Origin of the sequence: Bradyrhizobium sp. DOA9, assembly GCF_000617845.2 — a bacterium.
Classification (GTDB): domain Bacteria; phylum Pseudomonadota; class Alphaproteobacteria; order Rhizobiales; family Xanthobacteraceae; genus Bradyrhizobium.
In genome coordinates this window covers 2,087,276-2,102,870 of sequence record NZ_DF820425.1, presented here as the reverse complement: position 1 = coordinate 2,102,870, position 15,595 = coordinate 2,087,276, and the positions used below count along the sequence as shown (strand labels likewise).

The following is a 15,595-nucleotide window of genomic DNA, read 5'->3' as shown; positions in this document are numbered from 1 at the left end:
TGAATAGTCCCTCAATGAGTATGGTTAATTTTCCCTGTTGCGTTGATTGGGCACCTATATCCCGGGTGCGTGGCGTAAAGCGAAGAGTAACCCCTCAGCCCGCGACACTTGGAATGAAAGCTGGGGATCATGCTTGATTATAGCCAGCCGATCGATCGAGCCAGGCCGGAGGCTTCGCAACGCAAGCCTCAGGCCGGCTTCAACGTGCTGGAGCTCGCCCATCTGCTCTGGCGGCGGAAGGTCGCGATCGCCGCGGCCGCCTTGATCGGCGCAACGCTTGCCGTCACCATCGGCAAGAGCGTGACGCCCCGCTACACCGCGACCGCTCAGCTCTATGTCGACCCGCGCGAGCTCCAGCTCGTCGACCGCGAGCTCACGCCCCGCGCCCAGGACGTCTCCGGCATGTCCATGGTGGTGGAGAGCCAGGCGCGCCTGATCACCTCCAACAGCGTGCTGCTCCAGGTGATCCAGCAGGCCGGTCTCGACAAGGACCCGGAATTCGGAGGCGGTGACGCTGCGAGCCTGATGTCGTCGCTGCTCGGCCTGATCGGCGTGCAGCCGCGCGCGCCCTCCGCCGCGGAGACGAAGGAGGTGCAGCTTGCGGCGCTCGAGGCGCTGAACAGGCACATCGCCGTCCGCAAGACCGAGAAGAGCTTCATCGTCGACGTCGAGGTCTGGTCGACGAATCCCGCGAAGGCGGCGATGCTCGCCAACACGCTGACCGATGCCTATCTCGCCGAATCCCGCAAATCGCAGGCTTCGGCCGCACGGCGCGCCACCAACGATCTCTCCGGCCGCCTGAACGAGCTGCGCGACCGGCTGCGCAACGCCGAGACCGCGCTGGCGACCTACAAGGCCCAGAACAATTTCGTCGGCACCCAGGATGCGCTGATCAGCGATCAGCAGCTCTCCGCCAGCAACCAGCGGCTTTCCGCGGCCCGGGCGGCAACGATGGACGCGCAGGCGCGGCTCGACCAGATCGAGGCGAGCCGCCGTACCGCCGCCGACGCCGGCGCGATCCCGGAGGCGCTGCAATCGCCGACGATCGCGAATTTGCGCGCGCAATATGCCGATGCGCGGAAGAAATATGCGGAGCAGGCCGGTGAGCTCGGCCCGCGCCATCCGGCACTGCGCCAGACCGAGAAGCAGGTCGAGGACCTCAAGCGCAACATCAACGAGGAGATCGACCGCTTCGCCCAGTCCGCCAAGAACGACCTGACGCGCGCCCGCGATTTCGAGGCCTCGCTCAACCGCGCGCTGGAAGCGCAGAAGCGGCAGAGCGTCCAGCTCAGCCAGGCCGCCGTGCGCTTGCGCGAGCTCGAGCGCGAAGCCGATGCCAGCCGCGAGGTCTATCAGTCCTTTCTCAAGCGCTCCCGCGAGACCGAGGAGCAGGAGAGCCTGAACACCTCGGCCGCCCGAATCATCGGCGAGGCGACGGTGCCGCAGCGGCGCTCGTTCCCGCCGGCCATGAGCCTGTTCGCCATGATCGGCTTCGTCTTCGGGGCAATCGCGGCATCGAGCTGGTTCGTCGTGACAGAGCTGCTGCTTGCCGGCGCGGCCGCGCCTGCGACGCCGGCACAAGCCGGGCGTGCGCGTTCGCCGACGCCACCGGCTCCCCGGGCGCCGGAGCTCCCGCGGGCCGCGGAGGTTGGCCAGCCGCGGCAGGCCCCGCGCGCGCCTGAAGCTGCGCCGGCTCCGCCGGAACTTGTCGCGCCTCCGCTGCAGCCGTCGATGGTCGAGCAGCCCTTGATCGAGAAGCCGCTGATCGCACGCTTCCAGGAAGCCGACGTCATCCACACCCTCGGCGCCATACTTCCCACCGGCGGCGGCGTCGATCTCACACGGCTGGGTTGGCCGACGCTGCGCCCCGGCTTTCCCCTGACGAGCCTGCTCAATGCCTGGCGCGACATGCGCGCGGCGGTGGCGCGCCGCGCCGGCGGCAAGGCGATGCCGGTCGTCGCGCTCGTCGGTGCGGGCAAGACCAGCGCACGCAGCGTGGCCGCGCTCAATTTCGCGCTTGCCGCCGCACGCGACGGCGCCCGGGTCCTGATGATCGATGCCGACCATCAGGCGCGCGCGCTCTCGAACAAGGTCATCCGTCCCGGCAAGAGCGAGCCGAGCAGGCTCGGATGGCTCTCGATCGGCAGCAAGGAGGCACGCGAGATCAGGACGGTCAACGGCATCTCGGTGCTGCCCGCCGCGGAGGGTGACGCCGGCAAGGCCGCCGACGCCATCCGCAAGGCGATTGCGCAGGCCCGTTCGTCCGGCGGCTATGATCTCGTGATCCTCGACGGCCCGGCCGTGCCGCTCGCGGTCGGCGGCCGCAAGCTGCTCGACGACATCGACTCGCTGGTGGCCGTGCTGCCGACCAGCCTCGACGTCAACGACAGCCTGGAAGAGATCCTGGCCGCGCTCGGCGAGGCCGAACGCAAGCTCGTCGGCGTCGTGCTCGACGAGCTCACCCCTGCAATGCAAACGCGCCAGCGAGGCAGACAATATGCTTGAGCGCCGCGTCAACCTCGACGGACGGGAAGCCACCGCCGAGGTGCCGAGAATCACCGTCGGCGGACTTCGCATGGCCGCGATCGACCTGGAAGAGACCGCCGATTTCATGATCGAGGCGACCAATCCCGATCATCGCATTGGCCGTCCGCTGTTCCTGACCTCGGCCAATGGCGAGGTGCTGGCGCGCTGCGCGACCGAGCCGCAGACCGATCACCTGTTCCGCGCCGCCGATTTGATCAACGCCGACGGTCAACCGCTGGTCGCGGCTTCGAAGCTGCAATCCTGGTTCCCGCTGCCGGAGCGGGTTGCGACCACGGACCTATTCCACGTCGTCGCGCGCAAGGCCGAAGCCGCCGGGCGCACCTTCTACATGTTCGGCGCAAGCGAGCAGGAAAACGCCGCTGCGGTCGCAAACGTCCAGAAGATGTATCCACGCCTCAAGATCGTCGGGCGCAGCCACGGCTATCTGCGCGGCGAGGCGCTGCGCGCCAAGGTGGACGAGATCAACGCCCTGGCACCGGACTATCTGTGGGTTGCGCTCGGCGTGCCCAACGAACAGGCATTCGTGAAACAATTCACGCCGCATCTGACCAATGTTGGCGTCATCAAGACATCCGGCGGACTGTTCAACTTCTTGTCAGGAAGCCGTTCCCGCGCGCCGCAATGGATGCAGAAGTTCGGGCTCGAATGGGCCTGGCGCACCTTGCTCGAGCCGCGCCGTCTGCTCTGGCGCTATTTGACCACCAACCCCCGCGCGCTCTATCTTCTCTTCAGCCGCAACCGGCCCGTCCGCTAAGAGAAGAGCAGATCACGACATGACCGACCGACCGACCGTCCTCGTCACCGGGGGCGCGGGCTACATTGGCTCGCATGCCTGCCGCGCATTGACCGCCGCCGGCTATCAGCCCGTCGTTTATGACAATCTCTCGACAGGTCATCGCAGTTTCGTGTCCGGCCCGCTGGTGACGGGCGATCTGCTCGACGGCGCAACGCTGGCGCGCGCCTTCGCCGACCACAAGATCACGGCGGTGATGCATTTCGCTGCGGCGAGCCTGGTCGGAGAGTCCATGACCGACCCGCAGAAATATTACGTCAACAACGTCCAGGGCACGCTGTCGCTGTTGCAGGCGATGCGCAACGCCGGCTGCCATCGAATCGTGTTCTCCTCGACCGGCGCCGTCTACGGCAACGCCGATTCCAAGGCGCTGCCGGAAGACTTTCCTTGCGCGCCGATCAATCCTTACGGCGCCTCGAAACTGATGATCGAGCGCATGCTCGCCGATTACCGCACGGCCTATGGCTTCGGTGCGTTCTGCCTGCGCTATTTCAACGCCAGCGGCGCCGATCCGGCGGGCGGCATCGGCGAGCTGCGCGACAACGAGACCCACCTCATTCCGCGCGCGATGATGGCGCTTCAGGGCCACGTCGACTTCGCGGTGTTCGGCGACGATTACGACACGCCCGACGGCACCGCGATCCGCGACTACATCCACGTCACGGACCTTGCCGCGGCGCATGTGGCGGCCTTGAAGCTTCTGGAGCAGGGCCATGCCGGCGCCAGCTTCAATCTCGGCACCGGCTCCGGCTTTTCCGTGCGCGAGATCCTCGACGCCATCAGGCAGGAGACCGGGCGCGAGGTGCCGCACACGGTCAAGCCGCGCCGCGCCGGCGATCCCACCTTTCTGGTCGCCGATCCCTCTGCTGCGAGACAGGTGCTGAACTTCGTGCCTGGCCATTCCGACCTGCCGACAATCGTCCGCACGGCCTGGGCCTGGCACCAGAAGGCGCATCCGTTCAGGCCGCGTTAGGCAATCGCGCCTCCAATCGCTTGCTTGTCCTGCCCTCGAGCGGCTAGAATGAACTGTCGCGGCCGCGCCGGCACATCGCCGACCGCCGCGCGTTCCGCATTGCCGACGACGATGTCGGCCTGCATGGTTCGGCCCAGTTGCACGAACCGATTTTTCCGAGCGACGTGACGATCAAGTCAACGGGCCTACCCGTCGTCCGACGCTATTCTGGGAGCATCGACCACATGCATCAGGCTGCCCGCCTGGAATTCGAGCGCGTGATGGAGGAGTTCGCCCGCTGGCATGTCGTGCCGGGGGACGAGCGTTCGCCCGCGCCCGCCTGGTGGTGGGGACCAGCCATGGCCGTGGTCGACGACCAGGAGCCGATGAGCGCAACGTGCTGCTGCGCGTTGAACGTGAGCGAGGGGGCGAGCTTCGCCGAAGGCGCGCGTACCATTCTCGCGCTGTTCACCGAGCAGACGTCGCTGACGGCCCCGCAGGACTTTCCGAGCAAAGCCGAGGGCGAGGAGCACGAGGTCCGCGAGTTGCACCCGCAGCCGTCAGACGACAGCGCGTTTCAGCCTTGAGGCTGCGTCTTCGCCGGCCGCCTCCGGCTGGAGCGGCGGCGCAGCTGTCAGCACCATCGGCCGCAGCAGCTCGGCCATCTCCCGCGCCGGCAGCGGCTTGGAGACGAGGAAGCCCTGCATCTCGTCGCAGCCATGGGTGCGCAGGAACGCCTCCTGCTCGGCATTCTCGACGCCTTCGGCGACGACGGTCATGCCGAGCGCCTTGCCCATGCTGATGATCGCCTGCGCGATCGCCTGATCCTCCGAATCCTGCGGCAGGTCGCGCACGAAGGAGCGGTCGATCTTGATGGTGTCGATCGGGAAGTGCTTCATCAGCGACATCGACGAATAGCCGGTGCCGAAATCGTCGATGGCGAGACGAATGCCGCGGCTCTGGATGGAGTCGAGCACCTTGAGCGCGCGCCCGACGTTGCGCATCATCATGCTCTCGGTGACCTCGAGCTGGAGCAGCACCGGCGACATGCCGGAGGCCGCCAGCGCCTCGTCGACGTCCTGCAACAGATGCTCGTCGGCAAACTGCCGCGGCGACAAATTGACCGCCATCGACAGCGGCAGCAGACCGCGCCGCTGCCAGGCCATGGCCTGGGCGCAGGCCTCTTTCAGCACCCAGCGGCCGATCGGCACGATCAGCCCGGTTTCCTCCGCGAGCGGAATGAATTGCGCGGGCGAGACGTTGCCGAGATCGGGATGCGCCCAGCGCAGCAGGGCCTCGACGCCCGTGATCTGGCCGGTCGCCATGTCCACCTTGGGCTGGTAGTTGAGCGAGAATTGCTCGCGTTCCAGCGCGCGGCGCAGCGCGCTTTCCAGCGACAGCCGCTCGATCGACTGCGTCTTCACCTCGTTGGAGAAGAAGCGATAGCCGTTCTTGCCGTCCTCCTTGGCGAGGTACATCGCCATGTCGGCATTCTTCGTCAGCGTCTGCGCATCGGAGCCGTTGGCCGGATACATTGCGATGCCGATCGAGGCCGTGGTATGGCACTCGTGACCGGCGAGCTCCATGGGCTCGGCGAGCGCGGCTAGCAGCCCGGTCGCGATGCGCTGGACGTCGTCGATCTCGCCGCACTGGTCGAGGATCACCACGAACTCGTCGCCGCCGAGGCGCGCGACCACGTCGCTCGCTCGCAAGGCGCCGCGCAAGCGGTTGGCGACTTCGAGCAGGAGCAGGTCGCCGGCCTCGTGGCCGAGCGAATCGTTGATGACCTTGAAACGGTCGAGGTCGATGAACAGCACCGCAAAGCGGTGATCGTGGCGCTGCGCCGCATCGATCGCCTCGCGCAAGAGCCCGTTGAAAGTCTCGCGATTCGGCAGGTCGGTCAGGCTGTCGTGCGAGGCGAGGTATTCGATGCGCTCGTCGGCCTTTTTCTTCTCGTCGGTGCGATCGAAATTCTCCATCGCGAAGGAGACGTTGTCGGCGAGACGCTGCAACAGCTCGACGAATTCGGGCGTGAAAGTCCCCGGCTCGGTCGACATGTAGATCATGACGCCGACGGCCTGGTCGTGCGCGATCAGCGGAAACGCGGCGCCCGACCGCGCGCCGTCCCCGCGCACGATGGGGTGGAAGACGCGGACGCGGTCGTCGTTGAGATAGTCGTTGCTGATGCAGGGCCGGCGCGTGCGAAACGCCGTGCCGCTCATGCCGCGTCCTTCGGGCCGCTCCGGATCGACGGAGAGCCGCACGTTACGGGTGGTGTCGGCCGACGGGCCTGCGCTCGCCACGATTTCCAGCTGATCGCTACCGGCCCTTGCCAGCGCGATCGTGGTCGAGGTGAACTTGGCCCCGCTCGATGCCGCAAGGCAGACGAGGTCGAACAGCTCGGCACGCGACTTCGCGCGCATGATCGCCTCGTTGGTCGCACTCAATGCCGCGAACATACGCGTGAGGCGCTCCTTCTGCGCCTCGGTGCGGGCCTTCTCCTCGGCGCGTTCGAAATTGTCGAGCGCGAAGGAGACATTCTCCGCGAGGCGCCCCAGCAGCTCGACCAGATCGGGCGTGAACGTATTCTCTTCCGGCGCGAGGAAGAGCAGAATTCCGACCGGCTCCCGCCCCGCTTTCAGCAGGGGAAAGCACGCCGCAGCCCGCGTTCCGTCCTCGACGGCCTTGGTGCGCCAGTGTACTGAGCGCGGATCGTGCAGATAGTCGTTGATGACACTAGGCTGGCGCGTCCGCAGCGAGGTGCCGATGATGCCGTCGCCCTCGGGATGGCCCGCCGAAATGCTGCAAGTCCGCCCGATCATGCGCTCCTGCAGGCGTCCCTTGACGGCAACGACGCGGACGAGCTCGTGCTCTTCGTCGACGATGCCGATCGTCGCCGAGGCGAACAGACCGCCGAGCACGGCGGCCTGGCAGGCGGCCTCGAACAATTCCTCGCGCGTCTTGGCGCGAATGATGGCTTCGTTGGTTGCGCTCAGCGCCTCGAACATGCCGCTCAGGCGATTGCGCTGCTTGTCCGCCCGCGCCTTCTCGTCGGCGCGATCGAAGCTTTCCAGCGCGAAGGCGACGTTGGCCTGAAGCTTGCGCAGCAGCTCGACGAGCTCCGGCGTGAAGGTGCCGCGCTCCGGGGAGTTGAACAGAAAAACGCCCTCGAGCCGGTCGCCGTTGAACAGCGGCAATGCCGCGGAGGATGCGATGTCGTTGCGGCGGGCGCTGGCGTGCCAGGGCGCGATACGGTCGTCGGCGAGCACGTCGTTGCTGACCGCTGGCTGGCGCGTGCGAAACGCGGTGCCGGTCAGGCCGCGCCCTTCAGGCACCTGGTCGGAGGTGGAGAACGTGAAGCTGCGAACATGATCGGCGTTCGGGCCGTAGCAGGCAGCGACGCGCAGCAGCCCGGTCCGATCGTCGACCAGCGCGATGGTAGCCGAGGTGAACTTTGCTCCCGTTGCCGTCGCCTCGCAGACGAGGTCGAACAGCTGGGCCCGCGACCGCGCCCGCAGGATCGCCTCATTGGTGGCGCTGAGCGCCGCAAACATGCGCGCCAGGCGCTCTTCTTCGGCGGCGATCCGGGCTTTCTCGGCCTCGCGGCCGAAGTTCTCGATCGCGAACGAGACGTTCTCGGCCATGCGCAGCAGCAGCGCGACGATCTCCTCGTCCTTGGCCCAGGAGCGGCTGATGAAGAACAGCAGCACCCCGACGCTCTCGCCGTGCCGGATCAACGGCGCGACGACGCAGGCGGCGACGCCGGTGTTGACGTTGGCCTGCTCCCACGGCGTTCCCCTGGTGCGGCTCGCGAGGTCGTCCTCGACAATGGCTTTCTGCGTCCGGAACACCTCGCCCGAGATGCCCTGGCCGCAGGGATGTTCCGGATCGACCGAATAGCGCGCCTGGGTGACGAGCTCGAGGTTCTGCCCGGTGGCGGCAACCGGCTTCATCCAGTGCGAATCCGGCTCGCGAAGCAGAACGATGGTCGCCAGTGACTTGCCGCTGTTGACCGAGGCGTCGCACACCAATTGGTACAGCTCCTGCTCGGTCTTGGCGCGCAGGATGGCTTCGTTGGTGGCGCTGATGGCACCGAACATGCGGTTGACTCGCCGTGTCGCCCGCTCGCTGGTCTGCCGCGCGGTCTCGCGCGCGAAATTGTCCAGCGCGTAGGAAATGTTCGCCGACATGCGCTCGAACAGCGACACCATCTGCTCGTTCAGCGAATAGGCCTCGCTCCGCGTCACGTACAAGACGCCGACGCTCTTGCCGTTGCAGAGCAGCGGCAGAGCCGCCGCCGCGCCGATGTGGGCCTTGGCGGCACCCTCGCGCCAGGCCAGCGAGCGCGAATCGTTCAGATAATCGTTGCTGACGCACAGCTTCTGGTCGCGAAACGCCTCGCCGCCGACGCCGGATCCCTCGGGCGTGCCGGCTTCCGTCGTGATCATGATCGAGCGCAGCCGTGCAATGTCATCGCCACAGCCGGCCGCGAAGCGCAACCTTCGGCCGCCCGGCTCGACCAGGAACACGGCAACCGCCAGGAAATCCCCGCTCGAAAACCCGGCGTCGCAGACCTTCTGGTACAGCTCCTCCGGCGATCTCGCGTAAAGGATCGCTTCATTGATGGCGCTCAACGCCGCAAAGGTGCGCGCGAGTGTCGTCGGCACGATCTCAGCTCCCGGGCATTTCTGCCTATTTATCCCGGGGCCTTTATGGACGGCGACCGCCTAAGTGGTCGTTATTGCGCGGCGCAAACCGTCGATCAAAGTGAACGAGCTGCGAACGAGCGCGGCAAAACTCGCGGGGATACCGCGGCGCGGCCGAACCGTCGACGAACGGCATGTTCCGTTTACCAATTTGCAGCCCTGTGTTGGTTTACGGGAGATTGATATGGCTGCTGCGCTTTGAGACGATGGCAGCCAACAAGAGGGAGCGAGAGGGAGCGGCAGCATGAATCGACAGATGATATTGGTCGGCTTCCTCCAGGCGCAGAACTGCACCAACCTGCCAAGCTCCTGGCGACATCCGGACTCGCGCGATGATTCGATGTCGGCGGGTTATTATCAGGAGATCGCCGGGATCCTCGAAGCCGGCAAGTTCCATATGGCCTTCTTCGACGATCGCCTGGCGATGCCGGACCGCTACGGCAACGACCACGCCCACACCGTCGAATACGGCATCCGCTGCGTGAAGATGGACCCGCTGATCGTGCTGACCACGATGGGCATGGTCACCGAGAGGCTCGGCTTGGGCGCGACATGCTCGACCACCTACTACGAGCCGTTCGACGTCGCGCGCCGCTTCGCAACGCTCGACTTGATGTCCGGCGGTCGCGCGGGGTGGAACGTCGTCACCTCGCTCAACGACGGCGAGGCGCTGAACATGGGGCGCGACTCCCATCCCGAACATGATTCCCGCTACGACCGCGCCGACGAGTTCATGGCGGTGGTGCTCGGCCATTGGGACACCTGGGAGGACGGCGCGATCGTCATGGACAAGACAAGCGGCCGCTTTGCCGACCCGGCCAAGGTGAAGCGGCTCGATCACAAGGGATCGGCCTTCAAGTCGCGGGGGCCGTTTACCGTGCCGCGCTCGCAACAAGGCCATCCCGTGATCATCCAGGCCGGTGCATCGGGCCGTGGCCAGCGCTTTGCCGGCCGCTGGGGCGAGGTGATCTTCACCGCCGCGCGCAACCTCGCCGCCGCCAGGGAAGGCTATGCGTCCGTGCGCAACGAAGCCGCCAAGGCCGGCCGCGATCCCGACCAGATGTTCCTCTGCAACCTGACGACGCCGGTCTGCGCCGCGACCAGGATGGAAGCTGAAGACAAGATGGCGCTGATCAACAAGCTGCCGCTCGAGATCGACGCGCTGTCGCTGCTGGCCGAAGCCCTGAACTACGATTTCGCCTCCAAGGGTCTCGACGAGCCGCTGACCACGGAAGATCTGAAGAGCATGCAGGGCATCCTCGGCATCCGCGACGGCGTGCTGAAGGCCTCGGGCAAGAGCAACCCGAGCGCGCGCGACTTCGTCACCTTCTCCGGCCGCGGCCAGGTGCAGGACGCCATGGTCGGCGGCCCCAAGGAGATCGCCGACAAGCTGGAGGAGATGTTCGTCGAGCGCGGTTGCGACGGCTTTGTCATTGCCGCGACCTACGTGCCCGGCTCCTACGCGGACTTCGTGCAGCACGTCGTGCCGGAGCTGCAGCGCCGCGGCCTGTTCCAGAAGGACTATCGCGGCAAGACGTTGCGGGAAAATCTCGGGCTGAAGCGGCCGGCCGCGGGGGCCTGGAAGGTGCGGCCGCGCGATGCCGCGGAATGACAAGGACATGACATGCGCTGGCTGAAATTCACCGCCTCGGGCAAGACCTCATGGGGGATCGTCGAAGGCGCCAAGGTGGTCGCGGTCGACGGCGATCCCTTTGGCGAATGGCAACGCACCTCGCGCATGCACTCGCTTGGCGACGTCAAGATCGAGCTGCCGCTGATCCCGCGCACCTTCTATTGCGTCGGGCTGAACTACCTCAAGCATCTGAAGGAAGCCGCCGACAAGCGCGGCGAGGTGCCGGCGGTGCCTGACAGGCCCGAGATCGGCTATCGGGCACAGAACGCGCTGATCGCGCATGACGAAGATGTCGTGATCCCCTCTTTCGCGACGGAGAAGATCCACTATGAAGGGGAACTCGTCGTCGTCATCGGCAAGAAGGTGAAGCATCTCACCGAGACGAACGCGATGGATTGCGTGTTCGGCTACACGATTGGCAACGACGTCAGCGAGCGCAGCTGGCAGAAGGCCGATCGCAGCCTGTGGCGCTCCAAGAATGCCGACACGTTCAAGCCGATGGGGCCGTGGATCGAGACCGCGGCCGATCTTGCGACAATGCAGACGATCGTCCGGGTCAACGGCCGCGAGACCAACCGCTTCGCGACCGGCGACATGATCTTCGGCGTGGTGCCGTTCCTGATCGAGCTGACGAAGTATTTCACGCTGTGGTCGGGCGACGTGATCTGGATGGGCACGGACGGCGCCTCGCCCGACATCAAGCACGGGGATGTCGTGGAGATCGAGATCACCGGCGTGGGGACGCTGCGCAACAGGTTCGTGCGGGAGGGGAGATTGGCGCCGGTGCCGTAGGGTGGGCAAAGCGAAGCGTGCCCACCAACCTTCGTTAATCGAGCGAGATCGTGGGCACGGCGCAAGAGCGCCTTTGCCCACCCTACGAGACCTTGATCAAAACGGCAGCGCCACGCTGGTCTTGATCTCCTTCAGCACAACATTGCTGCGGACGTAGCGGATGCCGGGGATGCGGAACATGAACTCGTCGAGGAAGCGGTTGTAGGCCGCCATGTCCTGGACGACGACGCGCAAATGGTAATCGGCGTCCCCGGTGGTCGCAAAACACTCCAGCACCTCGCGGCGCTTGGTGACCCTCGCCACGAATTCGTCGACGAATTTCGCATCGTGCCGCTCCAGCGAGACGTGGAGGATGGCGGACATCGCAAAGCCCGCCTGCTCGCGCGCGACCAGCGCCGCATAGCCCTGGATGATTCCGCTCTCCTCCAGCGCCCGCACCCGCCGCCAGCAGGCCGACGTGGACATGCCGACCTCCTCGGCGAGCTGCTGGTTGGTGGCGCGGCCATCTCGCTGGAGATGAGCGAGGATTCGCGTGTCCTGTTCTTCGATCATGATGGCCTCTCCAACTGGGAACCTCTACCAAATTTGATAGCTGCGCGCAAAATTCTACCGAATTCGTGATCTATCCGGGATAAATAGGTAAGACCTACCAGCGGCCCGGGCATAACCTTCCACGATCAGGCAGGATGCCGCGCGAGGTCCGCCATGGACGCCATTTCCTCACTCGACACGTACGAGCTCTCCGATCGCTACGAGCGCGAGGAGGGCCGCGTCTTCCTCACGGGCACGCAGGCCATCGTCCGCATCGCGCTCGACCAGGCGCGACGCGACCGCGCGGCCGGGCTCAACACCGCCGGCTTCATCTCCGGCTATCGCGGTTCGCCGCTCGGCGGCATCGACCTCGAGCTCTGGCGCATCCAGCAGCGGCTCAAGCAGGATCGCATCGAATTCCTCCCCGCCGTGAACGAGGACCTCGCAGCGACAGCCGTGCTCGGCTCGCAGCAGGTCGAGACGCAAGGCGACCGCGAGGTCGATGGCGTCTTCGGCCTCTGGTACGGCAAGGGCCCGGGCGTCGATCGGTCCGGCGATGCGCTCAAGCACGGCAACGCCTATGGCTCCTCGCCGCATGGCGGCGTGCTGGTGGTCGCCGGCGACGACCACGGCTGCGTCTCCTCCTCGATGCCGCACCAGTCCGACGTCGCCTTCATGAGCTGGTTCATGCCGACGCTGCATCCGGCCGATGTCGGCGAATATCTGGCGTTCGGCGAATATGGCTACGCGCTGAGCCGCTTCTCCGGCATGTGGGTCGGCTTCAAGGCGATCTCGGAGATCGTCGAATCGGGCGCCTCCGTCGCGCTACGCCCGCCGCGCCTCTTCCGAAACCCCGACTTCACGCCGCCGCCCGGCGGCCTGCACTATCGCTGGCCCGATTTGCCGGGTCCGCAGATCGAGGAACGGCTGGAAGCCAAGAAGCACGCGGTCTACGCCTTCGCAAAGGCCAATCCGATCGACCGCCACATCTACGATATCCCTGGCGCCACCTACGGCATCGTCACCACCGGCAAGGCGCATCTCGATTTGATGGAGGCGCTGCGGCTGATGGGCCTCGATGAAGCGGCCTGCCGCCGCATCGGCATCGACGTCTACAAGGTCGGCATGGTCTGGCCGCTGGCGCTGCATGACGCGATGGAGTTCGTGAAGGGCAAGCGCGAGATCCTCGTGGTCGAGGAGAAGCGCGGCATCATCGAGAGCCAGTTCAAGGAGTACTTTTACGACTATCCCGGCAGCAAGCCCGAGCGTATGGTCGGCAAGCACGACGAAACCGGCGCACGGCTGATCTCCTGGATCGGCGAATTGTCGCCCCGCGCGCTCGCGAGCGTGCTGGCGCGCCGGCTCGATCCGATGTTTCCGGGTCTCGATCTCGCCGCGCGCGCGGCCGCCCTGATGCCGGAGGCCGCGCGCACGATCAATGTCAGCGGCGCGACCCGTACGCCCTATTTCTGCTCGGGATGTCCGCACAACACCTCGACGAAAGTGCCGGAGGGATCGAAGGCGCTCGCCGGCATCGGCTGTCACTTCATGGCGAGCTGGATGGACCGCGAGACCTCCTCGCTGATCCAGATGGGCGGCGAGGGCGTGAACTGGGCAGCCTCGTCACGCTTCACCGGGCACAAGCACGTGTTCCAGAATCTCGGCGAAGGCACCTACTATCATTCCGGCTCGATGGCGATCCGTCAGGCGATCGCGGCCAAGGCCAACATCACCTACAAGATCCTGTTCAACGACGCGGTCGCCATGACCGGCGGCCAGCCGGTCGACGGGCCCGTCAGCGTCCATGCCATCGCCCACAGCGTCCGCGCCGAAGGCGTGACGCGCATCGCCCTGGTATCGGACGATCCCGCGCAGTTCTCACCAGCCGACCTGCCCTCAGGCGTGACCATCCATCCGCGCGAGGAGATGGACGCCGTGCAGCGCGAGCTGCGCGAGGTTCCCGGCGTCTCGGTCCTGATCTACCAGCAGACCTGCGCCACCGAGAAGCGGCGCCGGCGCAAGCGCGGGCAGATGGCCGATCCCAAGCGGTTCGCCACCATCAACGATCTCGTCTGCGAAGGCTGCGGCGACTGCTCGGTCGAATCCAACTGCCTCAGCGTCGAGCCGAAGGAGACGCCGTTCGGCCGCAAGCGGCAGATCAATCTGTCCGCCTGCAACAAGGATTTTTCCTGCCTGAACGGCTTCTGTCCGAGCTTCGTGACCGTGGAAGGCGCGACGCGCCGGAAGAAGGCCGCGAGCGAGATCGACGCGATTGGCCGCGCCGCCACGCTTCCCCTGCCCGCGCCCGCAACGCTCGACCGGCCCTACGACGTCATGGTGACCGGCGTCGGCGGCACCGGCGTGATCACGGTCGGCGCGCTGATCGGCATGGCCGCCCACCTCGAACGCCGCGGCGTCTCGGTGCTCGACTTCACCGGCTTTGCGCAGAAGTTCGGGCCTGTGCTGAGCTATATCCGCCTCGCACCTGACCCCGAGGCCCTGCACCAGGTCCGTATCGACCAGGGTGCGGCCGATGCGCTGATCGGCTGCGATCTCGTCGTCAGCTCCTCGCCGAAGGCGTCGGGCACCTATCGCCGCGGCACGCGTGCCACCGTCAACACCGCGGAGATGCCGACCGGCGACGTCGTCCGCTTCCGCGATGCCGATCTCGCCTCCCCCGCTCGCCTGCGCGCGATCGGCCAGGTCATCGGCGAGCCCAATCTCGACACGATCAATGCCAACGCGCTGGCCGAGCGCCTGCTCGGCGATGCCGTCTACGCCAACATCATCATGCTCGGTTTCGCCTGGCAGCACGGTCTGGTCCCGGTCTCGTTGCAGGCGCTGCTGCGCGCGATCGAGCTCAACGGCGTCGCGGTCGAACGCAACAGGCAGGCTTTTGCCTGGGGCCGGATCGCCGCGGCCGATCCGGATTTTCTGCCGACATCGGACAAGGCACCTGAAGCCGAGACGCTCGACCAGATCATTGCCCGGCGCATCGAGTTCCTCACGGCTTATCAGAGCGACGCCTACGCGGCCCGTTACCGGGCAATGGTTGCACGGGTCCGCAATGCCGAAACCGGCCTGAACAGCGAGGCGCTGACCGAGGCGGTCGCGCGCGCACTGTTCAAGCTGATGGCCTACAAGGACGAGTACGAGGTGGCGCGGCTGCACATGCGAAGCGGCTTTCTCGACGAGCTGAAGCGCGAATTCGAGGATGGCTTCAGCGTTCAATATCACCTTGCGCCTCCCTTCGTGCCCGGAAGGCGCGACGCACGCGGTCGTCCGCGCAAGCGCGCCTTCGGGCAGTGGATCCAGGGGCCTCTGGCCATGCTCGCGCGACTGAAGGGGTTGCGCGGAACGCTGTTCGATCCGTTCGGCTACACCGCGGAACGGCGCGCCGAGCGTGAACTGATCGCCTGGTATGAAGGCCTGATCGCGCGGATGCTGGGCGAGCTCGATGCGGCGCATCTGCCAAATCTCGCGGCAATCGCCAAAGCCCCGATGGAGATCCGCGGCTACGGACCGGTGAAGGACGCCGCGATCGCGAGGGTGAAGGCCGACGTCGAGCGGCGGCTCGCTGAACTCGACACGCCATCGCCGGCAAGGATGCACGCCACCGGTTGACGCGACGCCGCGGACGC

Annotated in this window: 10 protein-coding genes; 7 read left to right on the top strand and 3 right to left on the bottom strand. The window is 66.3% G+C overall.

Annotated elements, in window-relative coordinates:
• The first annotated feature begins 129 nt into the window (after positions 1 to 129).
• The 3 genes from BDOA9_RS09690 to galE are packed head-to-tail and all read left to right on the top strand — an operon-like array spanning position 130 to position 4,313.
• Positions 130 to 2,505 (top strand): Wzz/FepE/Etk N-terminal domain-containing protein, encoded by a 2,376-nt coding sequence (locus BDOA9_RS09690; protein WP_025033738.1) that lies wholly within the window; start codon positions 130 to 132, stop codon positions 2,503 to 2,505.
• The gene (locus tag BDOA9_RS09685; protein ID WP_025033737.1) at positions 2,498 to 3,301 is read left to right on the top strand and encodes a WecB/TagA/CpsF family glycosyltransferase; all 804 of its coding nucleotides are present in this window, start codon (positions 2,498 to 2,500) and stop codon (positions 3,299 to 3,301) included. Before BDOA9_RS09690 ends, BDOA9_RS09685 begins: the two co-directional genes overlap by 8 nt.
• A gap of 19 nt (positions 3,302 to 3,320) precedes the next feature.
• Positions 3,321 to 4,313, top strand: coding sequence for a UDP-glucose 4-epimerase GalE (galE, locus tag BDOA9_RS09680; protein ID WP_025033736.1), 993 nt, complete (start codon positions 3,321 to 3,323; stop codon positions 4,311 to 4,313).
• Here the strand turns inward: galE and BDOA9_RS39875 are convergent.
• On the bottom strand, positions 4,310 to 4,438 hold the full coding sequence (locus tag BDOA9_RS39875; protein ID WP_256375389.1) for a hypothetical protein: 129 nt from the start codon (positions 4,436 to 4,438) through the stop codon (positions 4,310 to 4,312). The two genes, galE and BDOA9_RS39875, sit on opposite strands and share 4 nt — an antisense overlap.
• A gap of 99 nt (positions 4,439 to 4,537) precedes the next feature.
• On the opposite strand from BDOA9_RS39875, the gene BDOA9_RS09675 reads away from it, so the two are divergent.
• Positions 4,538 to 4,879 carry a hypothetical protein gene (locus tag BDOA9_RS09675; RefSeq protein WP_025033735.1) on the top strand — a complete coding sequence of 114 codons (342 nt, stop codon included), beginning with the start codon at positions 4,538 to 4,540 and terminating at the stop codon, positions 4,877 to 4,879.
• Here the strand turns inward: BDOA9_RS09675 and BDOA9_RS09670 are convergent.
• Positions 4,853 to 8,959, bottom strand: coding sequence for a bifunctional diguanylate cyclase/phosphodiesterase (locus tag BDOA9_RS09670; protein ID WP_025033734.1), 4,107 nt, complete (start codon positions 8,957 to 8,959; stop codon positions 4,853 to 4,855). The genes BDOA9_RS09675 and BDOA9_RS09670 overlap by 27 nt on opposite strands.
• Positions 8,960 to 9,242: 283 nt before the next feature.
• Between BDOA9_RS09670 and BDOA9_RS09665 the strand changes: the two genes are divergently transcribed.
• Positions 9,243 to 10,610 (top strand): LLM class flavin-dependent oxidoreductase, encoded by a 1,368-nt coding sequence (locus BDOA9_RS09665; RefSeq protein ID WP_025033733.1) that lies wholly within the window; start codon positions 9,243 to 9,245, stop codon positions 10,608 to 10,610.
• A gap of 12 nt (positions 10,611 to 10,622) precedes the next feature.
• Positions 10,623 to 11,423: a fumarylacetoacetate hydrolase family protein gene (locus BDOA9_RS09660; RefSeq protein ID WP_025033732.1), complete on the top strand. Its 801-nt coding sequence runs from the start codon at positions 10,623 to 10,625 to the stop codon at positions 11,421 to 11,423.
• Between the two features lie 96 nt (positions 11,424 to 11,519).
• On the opposite strand, the gene BDOA9_RS09655 is transcribed toward BDOA9_RS09660, so the two are convergent.
• Complete coding sequence (locus BDOA9_RS09655; RefSeq protein WP_025033731.1) at positions 11,520 to 11,975, bottom strand: Lrp/AsnC family transcriptional regulator; 456 nt, start codon at positions 11,973 to 11,975, stop codon at positions 11,520 to 11,522.
• 153 nt (positions 11,976 to 12,128) lie between these two features.
• On the opposite strand from BDOA9_RS09655, the gene BDOA9_RS09650 reads away from it, so the two are divergent.
• Positions 12,129 to 15,578 carry an indolepyruvate ferredoxin oxidoreductase family protein gene (locus BDOA9_RS09650; RefSeq protein WP_025033730.1) on the top strand — a complete coding sequence of 1,150 codons (3,450 nt, stop codon included), beginning with the start codon at positions 12,129 to 12,131 and terminating at the stop codon, positions 15,576 to 15,578.
• The last annotated feature ends 17 nt before the right edge of the window (positions 15,579 to 15,595 follow it).

Bases quoted from the DNA above. Each gene is read 5' to 3' on its own strand.
- BDOA9_RS09675 (WP_025033735.1), top strand. From the start codon at position 4,538: ATGCATCAGGCTGCCCGCCTGGAATTCGAGCGCGTGATGGAGGAGTTC.
- BDOA9_RS39875 (WP_256375389.1), bottom strand. From the start codon at position 4,438: ATGCAGGCCGACATCGTCGTCGGCAATGCGGAACGCGCGGCGGTCGGC.
- BDOA9_RS09685 (WP_025033737.1), top strand. From the start codon at position 2,498: ATGCTTGAGCGCCGCGTCAACCTCGACGGACGGGAAGCCACCGCCGAG.
- BDOA9_RS09650 (WP_025033730.1), top strand. From the start codon at position 12,129: ATGGACGCCATTTCCTCACTCGACACGTACGAGCTCTCCGATCGCTAC.
- BDOA9_RS09660 (WP_025033732.1), top strand. From the start codon at position 10,623: ATGCGCTGGCTGAAATTCACCGCCTCGGGCAAGACCTCATGGGGGATC.
- galE (WP_025033736.1), top strand. From the start codon at position 3,321: ATGACCGACCGACCGACCGTCCTCGTCACCGGGGGCGCGGGCTACATT.
- BDOA9_RS09690 (WP_025033738.1), top strand. From the start codon at position 130: ATGCTTGATTATAGCCAGCCGATCGATCGAGCCAGGCCGGAGGCTTCG.
- BDOA9_RS09655 (WP_025033731.1), bottom strand. From the start codon at position 11,975: ATGATCGAAGAACAGGACACGCGAATCCTCGCTCATCTCCAGCGAGAT.
- BDOA9_RS09665 (WP_025033733.1), top strand. From the start codon at position 9,243: ATGAATCGACAGATGATATTGGTCGGCTTCCTCCAGGCGCAGAACTGC.